General features: G+C 65.1%; 17 protein-coding genes. 6 read left to right on the forward strand and 11 right to left on the reverse strand.

What is annotated here, in order from left to right:
* The first annotated feature begins 62 nt into the window (after nucleotides 1-62).
* Genes ELY13_RS01285 through ELY13_RS14905 form a run of 3 tightly spaced genes read left to right on the forward strand, consistent with a single transcriptional unit; the run spans nucleotide 63 to nucleotide 3,212 of the window.
* Entirely contained in the window at nucleotides 63-965 is a 903-nt protein-coding gene (locus tag ELY13_RS01285; RefSeq protein WP_126172061.1) for an NAD(P)-dependent oxidoreductase, read from the forward strand.
* Nucleotides 962-2,620, forward strand: a complete 1,659-nt coding sequence (locus ELY13_RS01290) for an amidohydrolase (RefSeq protein ID WP_126172062.1) — start codon at nucleotides 962-964, stop codon at nucleotides 2,618-2,620. Before ELY13_RS01285 ends, ELY13_RS01290 begins: the two co-directional genes overlap by 4 nt.
* 4 nt (nucleotides 2,621-2,624) lie before the next feature.
* Entirely contained in the window at nucleotides 2,625-3,212 is a 588-nt protein-coding gene (locus ELY13_RS14905; RefSeq protein WP_164549671.1) for a hypothetical protein, read from the forward strand.
* Nucleotides 3,213-3,303: 91 nt separating this feature from the next.
* Here ELY13_RS14905 and tatC read toward each other — a convergent pair whose 3' ends face one another.
* The 7 genes from tatC to ELY13_RS01330 all read right to left on the reverse strand — a co-directional run bounded on the left by tatC (nucleotide 3,304) and on the right by ELY13_RS01330 (nucleotide 9,072).
* The gene (gene tatC / locus ELY13_RS01300; protein WP_126172064.1) at nucleotides 3,304-4,122 is read right to left on the reverse strand and encodes a twin-arginine translocase subunit TatC; all 819 of its coding nucleotides are present in this window, start codon (nucleotides 4,120-4,122) and stop codon (nucleotides 3,304-3,306) included.
* Between the two features lie 9 nt (nucleotides 4,123-4,131).
* Complete coding sequence (gene tatB / locus ELY13_RS01305; RefSeq protein WP_126172065.1) at nucleotides 4,132-4,530, reverse strand: Sec-independent protein translocase protein TatB; 399 nt, start codon at nucleotides 4,528-4,530, stop codon at nucleotides 4,132-4,134.
* Nucleotides 4,531-4,549: 19 nt separating this feature from the next.
* Nucleotides 4,550-4,810: a twin-arginine translocase TatA/TatE family subunit gene (tatA, locus tag ELY13_RS01310; RefSeq protein WP_126172066.1), complete on the reverse strand. Its 261-nt coding sequence runs from the start codon at nucleotides 4,808-4,810 to the stop codon at nucleotides 4,550-4,552.
* An 84-nt stretch (nucleotides 4,811-4,894) separates the two neighbouring features.
* Nucleotides 4,895-5,923 (reverse strand): beta-N-acetylhexosaminidase, encoded by a 1,029-nt coding sequence (nagZ, locus tag ELY13_RS01315; RefSeq protein ID WP_126172067.1) that lies wholly within the window; start codon nucleotides 5,921-5,923, stop codon nucleotides 4,895-4,897.
* Between the two features lie 52 nt (nucleotides 5,924-5,975).
* A complete protein-coding gene (locus ELY13_RS01320) occupies nucleotides 5,976-6,662 on the reverse strand; it encodes an SPOR domain-containing protein (protein WP_126172068.1) in 687 nt (228 codons plus the stop codon).
* A gap of 2 nt (nucleotides 6,663-6,664) precedes the next feature.
* Nucleotides 6,665-8,410 (reverse strand): arginine--tRNA ligase, encoded by a 1,746-nt coding sequence (gene argS / locus ELY13_RS01325; RefSeq protein WP_126172069.1) that lies wholly within the window; start codon nucleotides 8,408-8,410, stop codon nucleotides 6,665-6,667.
* Nucleotides 8,411-8,424: 14 nt separating this feature from the next.
* Entirely contained in the window at nucleotides 8,425-9,072 is a 648-nt protein-coding gene (locus ELY13_RS01330) for a hypothetical protein (protein WP_126172070.1), read from the reverse strand.
* 74 nt (nucleotides 9,073-9,146) lie between these two features.
* Here ELY13_RS01330 and ispH point away from each other — a divergent pair, with 74 nt between their 5' ends.
* Genes ispH through rnhA form a run of 3 tightly spaced genes read left to right on the forward strand, consistent with a single transcriptional unit; the run spans nucleotide 9,147 to nucleotide 11,583 of the window.
* Complete coding sequence (gene ispH / locus ELY13_RS01335; protein ID WP_126172071.1) at nucleotides 9,147-10,142, forward strand: 4-hydroxy-3-methylbut-2-enyl diphosphate reductase; 996 nt, start codon at nucleotides 9,147-9,149, stop codon at nucleotides 10,140-10,142.
* Between the two features lie 16 nt (nucleotides 10,143-10,158).
* Nucleotides 10,159-11,142: a homoserine kinase gene (thrB, locus tag ELY13_RS01340; protein WP_126172072.1), complete on the forward strand. Its 984-nt coding sequence runs from the start codon at nucleotides 10,159-10,161 to the stop codon at nucleotides 11,140-11,142.
* A 3-nt stretch (nucleotides 11,143-11,145) separates the two neighbouring features.
* Complete coding sequence (rnhA, locus tag ELY13_RS01345; protein ID WP_126172073.1) at nucleotides 11,146-11,583, forward strand: ribonuclease HI; 438 nt, start codon at nucleotides 11,146-11,148, stop codon at nucleotides 11,581-11,583.
* Here rnhA and ELY13_RS01350 read toward each other — a convergent pair.
* The 4 genes from ELY13_RS01350 to ELY13_RS01365 form a co-directional block, all read right to left on the reverse strand.
* Entirely contained in the window at nucleotides 11,580-12,677 is a 1,098-nt protein-coding gene (locus tag ELY13_RS01350; RefSeq protein ID WP_126172074.1) for an NAD(P)/FAD-dependent oxidoreductase, read from the reverse strand. The genes rnhA and ELY13_RS01350 overlap by 4 nt on opposite strands.
* 58 nt (nucleotides 12,678-12,735) lie before the next feature.
* Nucleotides 12,736-13,215: a MarR family winged helix-turn-helix transcriptional regulator gene (locus ELY13_RS01355; RefSeq protein WP_126172075.1), complete on the reverse strand. Its 480-nt coding sequence runs from the start codon at nucleotides 13,213-13,215 to the stop codon at nucleotides 12,736-12,738.
* Between the two features lie 10 nt (nucleotides 13,216-13,225).
* Nucleotides 13,226-14,008: an SDR family NAD(P)-dependent oxidoreductase gene (locus tag ELY13_RS01360; RefSeq protein WP_126172076.1), complete on the reverse strand. Its 783-nt coding sequence runs from the start codon at nucleotides 14,006-14,008 to the stop codon at nucleotides 13,226-13,228.
* A 422-nt stretch (nucleotides 14,009-14,430) separates the two neighbouring features.
* A complete protein-coding gene (locus tag ELY13_RS01365; protein WP_164549672.1) occupies nucleotides 14,431-15,276 on the reverse strand; it encodes a haloacid dehalogenase-like hydrolase in 846 nt (281 codons plus the stop codon).
* Between the last annotated feature and the right edge of the window lie 188 nt (nucleotides 15,277-15,464).

Below are 15,464 nucleotides of genomic sequence, written 5' to 3' on the forward strand. Positions count from 1 at the left end.
GCTCGATTTTCACCGCAAGCTCCCGATTGCTTTCACCGCTCCAAGACGGCACGGAACGATCCATGAGCACCAGCAAGAGCATCGCCTTTCTCGGTCTCGGCGTCATGGGCGCGCCGATGGCCGGCCATCTTGCCCGCGCCGGGCACCGGGTAACCGTCTACAATCGGACCGCTTCGCGCGCAGCCGAATGGGTCGAACGGCATGAAGCCCAGGGCCTGAATGTCGCCTCGGCCGCTACTCCGGCCGAAGCGGCGCGTGGCCAGGACATCGTGCTGACGTGCGTCGGTAACGACCGGGACCTTACCGAAGTCGTGCTGGGTAACGACGGCGCGCTGGCTGCGATGGAACGCGGCGCCTTGTTCGTCGATCACACCACCATTTCGCCCGCGCTCGCCCGCCGTATCGCCGAGGAAGCGAAAGGGGCCGGCGTGCTTGCCCTCGATGCGCCGGTTTCGGGCGGTCAGGCCGGGGCCGAAAACGGCCGACTGGCAATCATGTGCGGCGGCAGTGCTGACGCGATGGAGCGCGCCCGTCCGGTGATGGAGGCTTATGCCGCGCGCATCGTTCATGTCGGAGATGCGGGGATGGGCCAGGCCACCAAGGCCGTGAACCAGATCTGCATCGCCGGAACGCTCGCGGGACTTTCCGAAGCCGTTCGTTTCGCTGCGGAGGCAGGGCTCGAAATGGACAAGGTGCTCGAAGCGATTTCCGGAGGCGCTGCGCAAAGCTGGCAGATGGAGAACCGCTGGAACACGATGGCGCGGGGCGAATTCGATTTCGGGTTCGCAATCGACTGGATGCGCAAGGATCTCGCCATCGCACTGGAAGAAGCCCGCGCAATGGGCGTCTCGCTGCCGGTCACCGCGCTGGTCGATCAGTTTTACGGCCAGGTCCAGGCCCAGGGCGGCGGACGGCAGGACACCAGCGCGCTGATCCGCCACTTGCCGAAGGGAGAAGGACGATGATCGTGCGCGCACTGGCGGCGGCGCTTCTTCTGACCCTCCCCGCACCGGTTTTGGCCGATATCCTGGTCGACAACATCGACGGCATCTCGGCCGACCGCAACGGCGATATCGCCCGCTTCTCCGGAATGCTGATCGATGACAACGGGCGGATCGTGCAAATCCTTCAGCGCGGGGAACGCCCGGCCGAACGTCCCGATTACCGGGTCGACGGAGAAGGCCGCACGGTCATCCCCGGCCTGATCGATGCCCACGCTCATGTGATGGAGCTCGGTTTTGCGGCGCTGACGCTCGATCTTTCCGACACCCGGTCGCTGGAAGAAGCGCAGGCGAAGATCGCAGCCTACGCCGCCGCGAACCCGGATCGTCCCTGGATCATCGGTCGCGGATGGAATCAGGAACTGTGGGGCCTCGGGCGCTTCCCCACCGCTGCCGAGCTCGACGCGGTGGTACCCGACCGGCCCGTCTGGCTTGATCGGGTGGACAGCCACGCCGGCTGGGCGAACACCCTGGCTCTGAAGGCGGCAGGCATTACCGCGAAAACCGCCGATCCGGCAGGCGGACGGATTGAGCGGCTACCGAAGTCCCGGCAGCCGGCAGGCGTGCTGGTCGATGCCGCGCGCGCGCTGGTCGCGGATCACGTGCCGACGCCCCGCCCGCAGGACCGGGATCTGGCGCTTCAGGAAGCGCAGCAGGCGCTACTGCGGAACGGTGTCACGGCGGTTGCCGACATGGGGACCAGCCTTGAGGACTGGATGACTTACCGCCGCGCAGGCGATGAGGGGCGGCTGCAGGTTCGGATCATGTCCTACGCCAAGGGCATTCCCGAAATGCTCATGATCGGTGGCAGCGGCCCTACCCCCTGGCTTTACGAGGACCGGCTGCGCCTGAACGGGATCAAGCTCTATCTCGATGGAGCGCTCGGCTCGCGCGGGGCCTCGCTCAAGCAGCCTTATGCCGATGCACCGGACAGCGAAGGGCTGCAATTGCTCAACGGAACGCAGCTGCGCAACCTGATGAGCCGGGCGGCAATGAACAATTTCCAGGTCGCCGTTCACGCGATCGGCGATGCCGCCAACGCAGAGGTGCTCGACGCAGTTGACGACTTGTCGCAGGACTTCACGGGAGACAGGCGCTGGCGGATCGAGCACGCGCAGATCGTCGAACCGGCGGACATTCCCCGCTTCGGCCAGCACGGCGTCATCGCTTCGATGCAGCCGGTCCACCAGATTTCCGACCGCCTGATGGCCGAAGCACGACTGGGACCGGAACGGCTCACCGGTGCCTATGCGTGGCGCTCGATCCTCGAAGCGGGCGCCACGCTCGCCTTCGGGTCCGACGCCCCGGTGGAAGCGCCCGATCCCTTCGCCGGAATGGCTGCGGCGGTCAGCCGGGAAGACGCCAGCGGGCAACCGGCGGGCGGATGGCAGCCGCAGGAGACGATCAGCCGGGAACAAGCCCTTGCCGCCTACACGGCGGAAGCGGCCTATGCCGGGTTTGCCGAAGGACACTTTGGCCGCCTGATCCCCGGCGAAAGGGCGGACTTCGTGATCCTTGACCGCAACCCGCTGCAAGCCAGCCCGGAGGAACTGCGGAACGCCCGGGTTCTGGAAACCTGGGTCGGCGGCCGCAAGCTCTACGAGGATCCGGGCAATTAGCACGGTGAGCGAGCCGGAGGCCTCTGAGCACGGCGGCGCGTCAACAAATAGATTTTGGGATTGGGTCGAAACGAGTCTGTTCTGCAACTGGGTGCTAATTCCGTTGGGTGCAGCGCTTTTCTATGCATCTCTCAACATCAGTGATCGCGTCGGTATCAGTGAAGCGGCTGTGAATGTCACACCGGTCAAGATCACGGGTGAGCTCCATCGGACGGGCTATCGAGAGCGTCAACTAGTCTTGACGAAAACTAGTGGCCAAAGAGTGGGGTTAAGCTGCGGTGCAGAGTACCTGGCGTCCGATTGCTTCCCGAGCTCCTTACGCAACCAGTTGCCCATGAGGGTCGAGGTTGAGGTTTTTCCCTTCAAAGGTAGTAACATCATTCTATCAATTTACGACGATACCGGGGCTACAGTTGCATCCCGCATCACGCGTGAGAAGCAATTGAACGGGCTCGATCAGGGAGCAAAAAAATCGAGCTGGGGCGGAAACTTTTTCATAGGCTCCATCCTGGGATTAATGATGGCGACAGTGCGGTACGCTTTATTTGTCTGGCGCGCACGGCGCCGCAAACGAAAATCTCTTGCCTGTTAGACCTAGGCCGGATCACACATTTTCGGCGATATGGCACCGATCACCTGCCTGCTGACCCGGAAACCGCCGCCTGAAGTCCTGGACTTCCCGGTCAGGCAGGGGGCGGCACATCGGAGGTGGATACCGCCTCTTCCGCCTGTGCAGCCTCCTGCTTCGCGGCCTTGTTCTCGCTGAAACGCATCACCAACAGCGAGCCTTCGAACAGGATCAGGAGCGGGATCGCCAGCATCAGCTGGGAAATTATGTCGGGGGGCGTGATTACCGCCGAAACAGCAAACACCGCCACGATCACATAACGGCGTGCGGTGACCAACTGCTCCCGCGAGACGATCCCCGCACGGTTGAGCAGCATCAGCAGCACCGGGAGCAGGAAGCTGGCCCCGAAGGCGAGAATGAACTGCATCACCAGACTGAGGTATTCACCCATCGCGGGCAGCGCTTCCTGGCGCAGTCCCCCAGTCACACCCTGAAATCCCAGGAACCAGCGGAACGCGGTCGGCATCACGACGAAATAAGCCAGCGACGCACCCATCGTGAACAGCACCGGGGTCGCAATCAGGAACGGCAGGAACGCCTTCTTCTCGTTGGAATAAAGTCCCGGGGCAATGAAGGCCCATAACTGGTTGGCTATGATCGGGAAGCTGACGAAGAACGCGGCGAACATCGCCACCTTGATCTCCACGAAGAACGCTTCGTAGAGCGCGGTATAGACCAGCCGCCCCTCACCCGCCGGGAACGCGGCGGTCAGCGGGCGGACGAGAATTCCGAATATGTCGTCCGCGAAGTAGATGCAGACGGCAAAGGCCACGGCAAACGCGGCCACGGCACGCACCAGCCGGGAACGCAGCTCGATCAGGTGATCCAGCAGCGGTGCCTGCGTCTCATCGATGTCGCGAATCTGGAAAGCCATGAGACCGCCTTAGGACGGCGGACGCGGCGTGTTGAGCGGCAATTGCGGCTCCTCGCTTTCGCGTAGCGGTTCCATCTCGACTGGCGGCAGGCGCGCTTCCGCGCCGGCGGGCACTTCAGGGCCCGGATTGGCGGCGGTTTTCGGCGGCGGTGCGCCTTCGACCACGTCCCCGCCCGGGTGTTCTGCCATGATCCGGGCGTTCTGTTCGCGCCACTTGCGCTCCATGTCCTCCATTTCCGCCTCGCGCACCATGGCGTCGAGCCCAGTGCGGAAATGGGTGGAGACGCGGCGGATCTTGCCGATCCAGCGCCCGGCGGTTCGCAAGGCGAGCGGCAGGTCCTTCGGGCCGATTACGACGACGGCCACGATGACGATCAGCAACAGCTCGGTTGCGCCAATATCGAACATGGGCGCTTCCTAAAGGAGTTCAGCCGATTTTCTTGTCGACCGGCTCGACCGGCCTGGATTCGGGCATGACTTCGGACACCGGCTTCACCGTCGGTTGGGCTTCGTTGCTCGGCCCCTCGATTCGCGGGCGCGCAGCAGCTGTGTCCTCGTCATTCAGGCCTTGGCGGAAGCTCTTCACGCCTTTGCCGAAATCGCCCATCATCTCGGAAATCCGGCCCCGACCGAACAGCACGAGGATCACGAGTGCGATGATCAGGATTTGAAACGGTCCGATATTCACGGGAAACCTCCAGTAGCTCGCCCCTCATCTAGGCGCTTTGGTTTGCCTTTTCCAGCGCGACCCGCAAATGGAGAGCCGCTCGGCTCAGTTGGCAACCGCTCCATCATCCTTGAGCAGGTTCAGCAGCGCCTCGCGCTTCGCGATCAGGTGCGCTCGATCGCTCGCCTCGCTGCTCTCCGTCCGCACGACAGCGCGGTGGAGCCGCTGGCGGGTTTCATCGGACATCGAAGGCAAGCGGCGGCTGATTTCCGACATGTCGTCGAACTTGCCCCAGCAATTGAGCACCAGGTCGCAGCCCGCCGCAATCGCCTGCTTGGCACGTTCGGGCACGCTGCCGGACAAGGCTTCCATGTCGAGATCGTCGCTGAGCAACAAGCCGTCGAAGCCTATCCGCTCCCGGATGATCGTATTGATCACGAACCGGGACAGTGTACCCGGGCTTTCCGCATCCCATGCCGTATAGCGGATGTGAGCAGTCATCCCGATCGGCGCGTCGGCCAGCGCACGAAACGGGGCGAGATCGGTTTCCAGCTCCTCCTCGCTCGCGGTGACGGTCGGCAGTTCCTTGTGGCTGTCCGCAAAGGCCCGGCCATGGCCCGGCATGTGCTTGATGCAGCCCGCCACTCCGGCTCGGGCCATCCCGTCAAGCACCGCGCGGCCGAGCGCCGCCACCCGGAGAGGGTCCTCACCGAACGCCCGCTCCCCGATCACGTCGTGGGCGCCCGGCTGGCGAACGTCGAGCAACGGCAGGTAATTGAGGGTAACGCCCACCTCCGCCAGATCGAGCGCGAGGATCTCTGCGTTGACACGGGCTGCCTCAATCGCGCTTGCCGGCGCCCGTTCGTAAAGCTTTCCGAATGTGGCTGCGGGCGGATAGGCATCCCACTCCGGCGGCTTCATCCGCGCCACTCGCCCGCCTTCCTGATCGATTGAGACCAGCAGGTCCGCGCGCCCGTGTATTTCGCGCAGCGAATCGGTCAGCGCCCTCAGCTGCTCCCGGTTCTCCACATTGCGGCCGAACAGGATGTATCCCGCCGGGTCGCTCTCGCGGAACAAAGCCCGCTCGGCATCGGTGAGGTGCGGTCCGGCGAAGCTGAAGATGGCAGGCGTCATGCCCCGGCAATTCGCAGGATGCGGCGCGTTGCGCAAGCTCGTGCGGATACGGTCAGTGCTTGACCTCGCAGGCGCCGCCTTGCGCCTTGATCCGCTGGCACAAGTCATCGGCGGCCGGGACACTCGGCGCTACGGCCTGCAGGCGGAACACGGTCCCGATGTCGGCCTGCCCTTCCAGTATCCGGTGATTCACGCCGTCGAGCGCCGGAATCCGCCGCAGAAGATCGGACCAGCCACGCTGGGCTTCCTGCTTCGAGCTGAACGCGCCGACCTGCACGCCCACGGCGGGCTCCGTTTCACTTCCCTCGGCATCGACCTCACCGTCGGGCTCGACGTCGGGGATTTCGGTGACGGCAGCAGCTTCGGCTTGCCCCACGCGGATTTTCCGGGTGCGCCCCTCGCCCACCGCGAAGCTGAGGTCCCCGGTCCCGAGGTGGACTTTCCCGCCCGGATCTTCGGGTCGAACCTTGTAGGGGGCATCGGGCGCTTCGATCGTGCTGCCATCGGCCGCCGCCGATCCGCCGGATCCTTGCAGAAACCACCATCCCGCTGCCCCCAGCACTCCCAGAACCACCAGCGCGATCAACGCGAAGGCAATGGCCCGGCCTGTATCGATTCCCGGCTCTTCCTCTTCGTCTGCCTCCAGCCAGGGAAGGTGCCGGTCATCCTCGCGCCGAAGCTGCCCTGCGGATCCGCTCCGGGGCCTCGAGGTTTCGCGATCGGCTCCCGTCCCGCTCACCCTCAGAGTTCCTCGACCGCCTCCACGCCCAGCAGGGCCAGGCCGTTGCGCAGGACTTGCGCGATCTGGCTGGCGAGGAACAGCCGCGCGGCGCTGAGCTGCCGGTCCTGCGCAATCAGGATGCGCTTGCCCGGCTCGTCGTTGCCGAGGTTCCAGAAAGTGTGGAACGCACTGGCAAGATCATGGAGGAAAAACGCGATCCGGTGCGGTTCGCGCGCTTCGGCAGCGGCTTCGACTTGCCGGGTAAATTGCGCGGCGATCTTGATCAGCTCCAGATCCTCCGCGCCCAGCCGGTCCAGCGCTTGCGCCGACGGCTCGATTCCCTCAGCCGCGCCCTTGCGCAACGTGGAACTGATCCGCGCGTGGGCGTACTGGACGTAGAAGACCGGGTTGTCCTTGCTCGCCTCAACCACCTTGGCAAAGTCGAAGTCCATCTGCGCTTCGGGTTTGCGAGTCAGCATCGTGAAACGGACCACGTCCTTGCCGACTTCCTGCACCACGTCGGCCAGAGTCACGAACGTCCCGGCGCGCTTCGACATCTTCACCGGTTCGCCATTGCGGAGCAGTTGCACCATCTGAACCAGCTTGACGTCGAACGGGATCGGCTTGCCCTCCCCTTCGGACAAGGCGGCAACGGCGGCCTTGATCCGCTTTACCGTCCCGGCATGGTCCGCGCCCCAGATGTCGATCAGCGCATCGGCGCTTTCCGCCTTCTGCATGTGATAGGCAAGGTCGGCGCCGAAATAGGTCCAGCTGCCATCGCTCTTGCGGATCGGCCGGTCCTGGTCATCCCCGAACCGGGTCGAACGGAACAGCGGCAGCTCCACCGGCTCCCAGTCTTCCGGCGTCTTGCCCTTGGGCGCTTCGAGCAGGCCGTCGTAGACGAGATCGTGCTCCCGCAGCCAGGCTTCCGCCGCAGCCGGCTTCCCGGCCTGCTGCAACGCAGCCTCCGACGCGAACACATCGTGATGGATGCCGAGCAGGGCGAGATCGTCGCGAATCATCGCCATCATCGCCGCGACCGCCCGCTCCCGGAACATGTCGAGCCACTCGCTCTCCGGCGCGGACACGTAAGTCTTACCGAACTCCTGGGCCAGCTGGTCGCCGACCGGCTTCAGGTAATCGCCCGGATAAAGCCCCGGCGGAATTTCGCCAATGTCCTCGCCCAGTGCCTCTCGGTAGCGAAGATGGGCCGAACGGGCGAGAACCTGGACCTGCGATCCGGCATCGTTGACGTAGTATTCGCGGATCACGGTGTGCCCGGCGAATTCGAGCAGGCGCGCCAGAGCGTCACCGACCACCGCCCCGCGGCAGTGGCCCATGTGCATCGGCCCCGTCGGGTTGGCCGAGACATACTCGATGTTGACGGTTTCACCTGTGCCTACGTCAGAGCGCCCGTATTCGGCCCCGAGCGTCGCGATGATCTCCAGCTCCCGCTGCCAGTTCGCACGGTCCAGCCGCAGGTTCAGGAATCCGGGTCCGGCAATCTCGATGCTGGAGACGAGCGGATCGTCGGCCAGTTTCCCGACGATCTTTTCGGCGAGCGCGCGCGGGTTGGTCTTTGCCTGCTTGGCCAGCACCATGGCGGCGTTGGTCGCCAGATCCCCGTGGGCAGGATCGCGCGGAGGCTCAATGCTCACTGGGGTCGCGGCGGCCCCGACGGGGAGCACGGCTTCCATTTCCAACGCCCCGAGCGCGGCGGCGATCTTCTCGGCGAACAGGGCATAAAGGGTCTGGGTGTCGGACATGGTCAGGCTCTGGATCAGCGCGTGGCGTTATAGGCGAGTTGGTCCTGCGCCAGCTGGAAGCCGACCAGAAGCTCAAAACTCGCCCGATCAAGTGCGGCCCGCACTTCCGGCTGCGCCAGTGGGTCGATCGCAGCATCGGGGTCGCCCGCCCTGCGGGGCCGGGTGATCCGCTGGCGGATTTCGTCGGGAAGCGTCGCCTCGGCCCGATCGATGTAGGCCCCTGCCGTCCCGCTCGTCTGCGCGCGCGCCTCACCGTCGGCGAAACGGAGCGTGACCGTCCCGACCCGTTTGGCGACCACGGAGCTTCCCGCGCGCACCACGGTCGAGAAGTAAGGCAACTGCACGTCCCGTGCGCCCCGCGTGTCCCGCCGCTGCCCGAAGACGTCGAAGGTGGCGGTGGCATAGACCTGGTCGCCCGTTTCGTTGCACTGCATGCGCACGTTGGTCATGCTCGCAGTGACGTCGATAGCCTCGGCCGTGCGGGCATTTTCGGGGGAGAACAACGTGATGTCGCCGGTATAGGCCGGAACGCCGACAGCCGGGCAGGCGGAACGAAGGGCAGTGATGCCCACTCCCTCCTGGACAACGATGTCGCCTGAGCTTTTGCAGCCAGTCAGCGCCAGGGCGGCTGCCGCGATGGAAAACGGAACGCAGAGCTTCATCGAAGATCCTCTTGGGTCAATCGTCGGCCGTCTAGCCCTTTCGCCGCAGCCTCACAACCGCTAGACGAGGAAGCATGAACGCCCCCTTTTCCAAGTCCGCTGCCCAACCTGACGTCACCTCTGCTGTTGGCGAGAAACTGCCGCTTCAGGTGCTGATCGCCGCCCCACGCGGATTCTGCGCCGGCGTCGACCGGGCGATCGAGATCGTCGAGCGCTCTCTCAAGCAGTTCGGCGCACCGGTCTATGTCCGCCACGAGATCGTCCACAACCGCTTCGTCGTCGACCGACTGAGGGAGAAAGGCGCCGTGTTCGTCGAGGAACTGGACGAAGTGCCGGACGGAGTACCGGTGGTGTTCAGCGCCCACGGTGTGCCGAAGTCCGTGCCGCAGGCCGCGGAGGATCGCGGCTTGTCCTATCTCGACGCGACGTGCCCGCTGGTCAGCAAGGTTCACCGTCAGGCGGAACGGCAGATCGAAGCCGGGCGGCACATCGTCTTCATCGGCCACAAGGGCCATCCGGAAGTGATTGGAACGTTCGGCCAGGTGCCGGAAGGATCGATCACGCTGGTCGAAACGCCCGCGGATGTGGAGCGCCTGCAGTTCGGGCCTGAGCAGCCGCTCGCCTTCCTCACCCAGACGACCCTTTCGGTAGACGATACCGCGCAAGTGATCGCTGCGCTCAAGCAGCGGTATCCGCAGATCGTCGCGCCAAGGGCCGACGACATCTGCTACGCGACGTCGAACCGGCAAGCGGCGGTCAAGAAAATCGCCCCTTCCAGCGATCTGGTGCTGGTGATCGGCGCGCCGAACTCTTCCAACTCGCTGCGCCTGGTCGAAGTAGCGCAGCGCTGCGGAACCAGCGCGAAGCTGATCCAGCGCGCGAGCGAGATCGAGCCTAGCTGGCTCGACGGAGTTGGCACGGTTGGCCTGACGGCAAGTGCCTCCGCGCCTGAGGAACTCGTGCGCGAAGTCATCGCCCGGCTCGGTGAGTGGCGCGAGGTGGAGGAGATTCCGGTCGTTACGGCGGAAGAAAAAATGGTCTTCAAGCTGCCGCGACAGCTGACGGAATAGATCGAGGTTTCCCGCCATGGCCGTTTACACGCAGCTGGGGTCCAACCAGCTGACAGACCTGATCGCGCAGTACGAAGTCGGGCAACTGATTTCGGCCAAAGGCATTGCCGAAGGCGTTTCCAACAGCAACTGGCTCATCGAAACGACCGGGACGGACGGCAAGGGCGCTCGCTTCATCCTGACGATGTATGAACGGCGGATCGACCTTTCCGAACTGCCGTTTTTCCTTTCCCTGCTCGATCACCTGGCGGTTCGGCCTTGTCCTGTCCCGCGCACGATCCATGACCGGAACGGCGCTGCGTTCCGCTTCCTCGACGGCAAGGCGGTTGCGCTGATCGAGTTCCTGCCCGGCGTTTCCATCGACGACCCTGGTCCGGAACACGTGCGTGCCGTGGGAGAGGCACTGGCCGGAATCCACCTTGCCTCGGCGGATTTCGAAGGTGAGCGGGAAAACGGTCTTGGCCCCGCGGCGTGGCGCACCCTGATCGGGGACTGCGGAAAGGAAGGCCTTGCGCAAATCGATCCTGCCCTGGTTTCGCTCACCGAACAGGCGCTCGACGCGATCGACGCCCGCTGGCCGGTCGGCCTGCCCCGCTCGATCATTCATGCCGATTTGTTTCCCGACAACGTCCTGCTGCTGGACAACCGGGTAAGCGGGCTGATCGACTTCTACTTCGCTTGCCGGGACACGACCGCCTACGATCTTGCCGTGACTCATGCGGCCTGGTGCTTCGATCCCGACGGCCGCAACTTCCGGCACGATCTCGCAGCCGCACTGGTCGAAGGATATCAGGAAGTGCGCCCCCTCTCACAAGAGGAGCGCGAGGCAATGCCGGTCCTCGCGGAAGGCGCGGCGATGCGATTCCTCGCGACCCGCGCCTACGACTGGCTGCACACGCCCGCCGATGCGCTGGTGACGCGCAAGGATCCGATGGCGTTTGCCCGCCGGTTGCAGTTCTATTCCGAAGCGGGGCACGCCGCGTTTCCTTCGCTCGCCTGATCCATGAAGCAGGTCGAGATTTTCACCGATGGTGCGTGCAAGGGCAACCCCGGTCCCGGCGGCTGGGGCGTGCTGCTGCGGATGGGACGGCATGAGAAGGAATTGTCCGGCGCCGATCCGCAGACGACCAACAACCGCATGGAGATGACGGCCGTTCTTTGCGCGCTGAAGGCTCTGGTCCAGCCCTGCCACGTCACGCTTTTCACAGACAGCCGCTATGTCATCGACGGGATCACCAAGTGGATCCACGGCTGGCAGCGCAATGGGTGGGTCAATGCCAGCAAGAAGCCAGTCGCCAACGCCGATTTGTGGCGCGAGCTGATCGAGGCTGCGGCCCCGCATCGGATCGAGTGGCGCTGGGTCAAGGGCCACGCCGGACATCCGGAGAATGAGCGCGTGGACCAGCTTGCCTCTGCCGCGGCGGAATCGGTCCGCCGCTAGCCGAAGCGGTCCGGCGCGTAGAGGGACGCGTCCAGCTTCTCCGTCATCGCGTCACGCGGGAGTTCCAGCAGCAGTTGCGCGCCGAGACGCGCGGCCGCGGGAGCCGTCTGGATCCCGAAGCCGCCTTGTCCGGCAAACCAGAAGAAGCCGGGCAGGCGCTTGTCGTACCCGTAGACCGGCAGCCGGTCCGGCGCAAAGCTGCGCAGGCCGGCCCATTTACGCTCCACTGCCGTTACCCGCCAATCGACCACTTGCTCGAACCGGTGGATTGCCAGCGCGAGGTCCAGTTCTTCCGGCGCCGCATCGCACGGCGCGCTAGGCGTTTCGTCATGCGGGCTGAGCCAGAGCCTGCCGTTTTCCGGCTTGAAGTAGAACTGCCCGTTGATGTCGAGCACCAGCGGCAGGTCCGCTGACGGGACCGGATCGGTGCGCAGCTGCGCCACCGTCCGCCGCAGCGGCGCGATGCCGAGCGGCGGGGCACCCGCCAGTCCCGCGATCGTATCCACCCAGGCGCCGCCCGCGTTGACGAGGATCGCCGCGCGCGCTTCGCCGCCGCGCCCCAGGTCCAGCCGCCAGCCGTCTCCTTCCCGCTCGGCACCCGTCAGCGGGGCAGAGCAGCGCAGTTCCACGCCGGAGCGCCGGGCCTGCTTGAGGTAATGGGCATGCAGGGCGGCAACGTCGATGTCGGCGCAGGCCTGTTCCCATACCGCTTCGGTCCAGTCGGGGCGCAGGCCCGGGATGTGACGGTCGATGCCGGCACGGTCCAGCCGATCGAGCGAGGCGCCGCTGCTGGCGAACCGATCCATGAAGGCATCGAGCGCGGCCGCGTCCTCGGTCCGGCCGATGTAGAGCGCGCCGCGCAGGGTCAGGAACCCGTGCTCGCGCAGCCAGGGGCCGGAGGCGAGCGTCAGCGGCACTACCTCGGGCCCGCCGTAGCATTCCTCCCAGAAGGCGGCGGAGCGGCCCGTGGCATGGTAACCCGGCTGCGGCTCCGCTTCGGCCAGCAGCACCCGGGCGTGGGGCGCCAGTTCGGCGGCGAGGCTGGCTCCGGCCATCCCGGCGCCGATCACGGCAATGTCGAAAGTCTCGTCCATCGCCGCTGCCGGTCGGGCAAAGCGGGCCTTGCGTCAAGCAAACCGGTCCGGGACCCGGTCAGCCGACTCCGAACGCGCCGCTGTCCAGCCCTTCGGCATCGAGATCGCGCACTTCGTTCAGCACCCGGCCGAGCAGGGAGCGGAAGGTGGCGATTTCATCGGCCGAGAAGTTGGTGAACAAGCGCTGCTCCATTTCCACGGCGAGCGGCATGATCTCCCCGTGCATCGTCTCCCCTTCCTGCGTGAGCTGGAGCAAGTGAGATCGGCCGTCGAGCGCGTTGGGCTGGCGGACCGCCAGCCCGCGTTCTTCCAGCACCTTGCACGCGCGATTGACCGCTACCTTGTCCATCAGGGTCAACTGGGTGAGATCCCGCTGCGTGACCGCCCCGGCATCGCCCAGCACTGCCATCACGCGCCATTCCGGCACGCTGAGGCCGAACCGGCTGCGGTATTCCTGCGCAATGCGGCCGCTGACCGCGTTCGAGGTGACCGAAAGCTGATAGGGCAGGAAATCGGCAAGGCGGTTCGCGGTATCCATCGGTCCTTCCTTATTTCGGCGGCATGCGGATTGCGCCGTCGAGCCGGACGCATTCCCCGTTGAAATAGCCGTTTTCGACCATCGTCATCACGAGGTGGGCGTATTCCTGCGGCTGGCCGAAGCGCTTCGGAAACGGCACCGAGGCTGCGAGCACTTCCTGCGCCTTTTCCGGCAGTCCGCGCATCAGCGGGGTTTCGAAGATGCCGGGCAGGATCGTATTGATCCGGATGCCTTCGCTCATGAAGTCGCGCGCGACCGGCAGGGTCATGCCGACGACGCCGCCCTTGGACGCGGAGTAGGCGACTTGCCCGATCTGCCCGTCCACGGCGGCAACCGACGCGGTCGTGATCATCGCCCCGCGCTCGCCGTCCTCAAGCCCGTCGAGCGTCATCATCCCTACGGCGGACTTGGCCACGCACTGGAAGGTGCCGAGCAGGTTCACTTGCAGCGTCTTGACGAACAGGCTGACCGGCAAGTGGCTGATTTCCCCTGTTTCCCGATCACGGCGCACGGTCTTGCCGATGGTCCCGATCCCGGCGCAGGTGACCAGCACCCGTTCCTGCCCGTGCGCTTCGCGCGCCTTGGCGAACCCGGCGTCGACGGAGGCTTCGTCCGAGACATCGACCTTGCAGAACGTGCCGCCGATTTCCTTCGCAACCTGCTCCCCGCGTTCCTCGTTCAGGTCGAACAGGGCAACCTTTGCGCCCTTGGCAGCGAGCGCGCGGGCGGTTGCCTCACCCAGGCCCGAAGCGCCTCCGGTGACCACGGCGGAAACGGAACTGTCGACCTTCACTGTCTTCTCCCTGGAGGACCAAAATTTTTGCCGGCTTAGCCCGTTCTCCCGCGACGGGCGAGTCCCCGGGGGCGGCGCGCGGGTCGAGGTTGACACAAGTGACACCTCCAACATTTGGTGTCCACTGCAACCAGTCCCGGTTTTCTGCCGGGTTGCGGCCCCTTGGGCGACAGAATCCCCGTCGCAGAGAATTAAAATCTTGTTTCACGCATGAGGCGTCATTCTGCTCGAATCGCAAAGTCCGCAGTGGGAAAGGAAAGGCGAATCGCATCGTCGGCATGACCGGGCGGTGTGGGCTGCGGCCCGCAGTGTAGGAAAGAGCGGCGAACTCGGCCGGACATCACGCGCGCTCGTTCTGAGCATCATTCCCAGCAGTCGTTCTCAGGGGCAGAGAGCAACCTGGCCGGCGGCAGGCGCTGGTTCTACTCGCCGCACCCGAGCTTGCGCAGCGCAGTCCGGGAGGCAGCGCTGCGGACCGCGTGGTAGAGCGCTTCCATCAACTCGGCGCCCGGGGAGTAATCGGGCGGCGCGAGGTGATCGACTCGCTGGTCTGCGGTCTGCTCCTTTGCGTACTCGAAGCCCTCGCCCTTGTTCACCGCAATCGCAAGCCCGCCATGACCGGTGACGAACTTGAACGTGGCAAGATCGGAAAGGCCATCGCCCAGGTAAATGATCTGATCGAACGGCACGTGCATGTCGTGCGGATTGGAGCCCGGCGGATCGACGCGGGGCTCGTTCGCCGAATCGAGGTCCAGCCCCTTGGCGAACGCTTCGACATAGCGGGCTTTTTCGGGATGCGAGATGATCCGCTTGATCCGCACTTCGCCCCCGCTCCGCTCTCCGTGAAAGCTGCTTGCCCATACATGGTCGAACGAGTCCCGAACGGCCGTTCTCCGAATGATTTCCACGTACCCGGACGAGAGCACCACCAGTTCGACTTCCAGCTCTTCCAGTATCTCACGGGCGCAGGCGGTGAGGCGCTGCTTCAGTTCCGTGACGCCGGGATAGAGTTCGACCTTCCGGGCTGCCTTCTCGAACAGATCGGCCGACAGTGGCTCTCCCCGGTCGCGCCCGCAATCGAGCAAGGCCTGACTCCGCTTGATGATCTTGTCCCAGTTGTGGCCAAGGGGCTTGAAGTAGCGCTCCTCCCATTCCTCGCGCCCTATTCCCCAAGCCGCGCAAATGGCATCGACGCTGTCGGTCGCGAGCGTCTCATCGAAGTCGAAGATCACCGCGACACGCGGGATATAGCGATTGGTGGCGGGCATCCGTCGTCCTGAGGTTGGTTCCACAGGCATGAACGGGCAGCTTTCCCCCAAGTTTCCCCGCGCGGCTGAGGCCGCAGCGTCGGATCGCGGCCGAGAGCGGCCTTCGTGCCCGTGCTCTGGCCGGCGTCCGCCGTCCGCGCCTTCGCCCGTTACCAAAGCGGCCGCCCTTCAGGAGGAGGGCGGCCGCC

This window comes from Altericroceibacterium xinjiangense (assembly GCF_003958635.1).
Classification (GTDB): domain Bacteria; phylum Pseudomonadota; class Alphaproteobacteria; order Sphingomonadales; family Sphingomonadaceae; genus Altericroceibacterium_A; species Altericroceibacterium_A xinjiangense.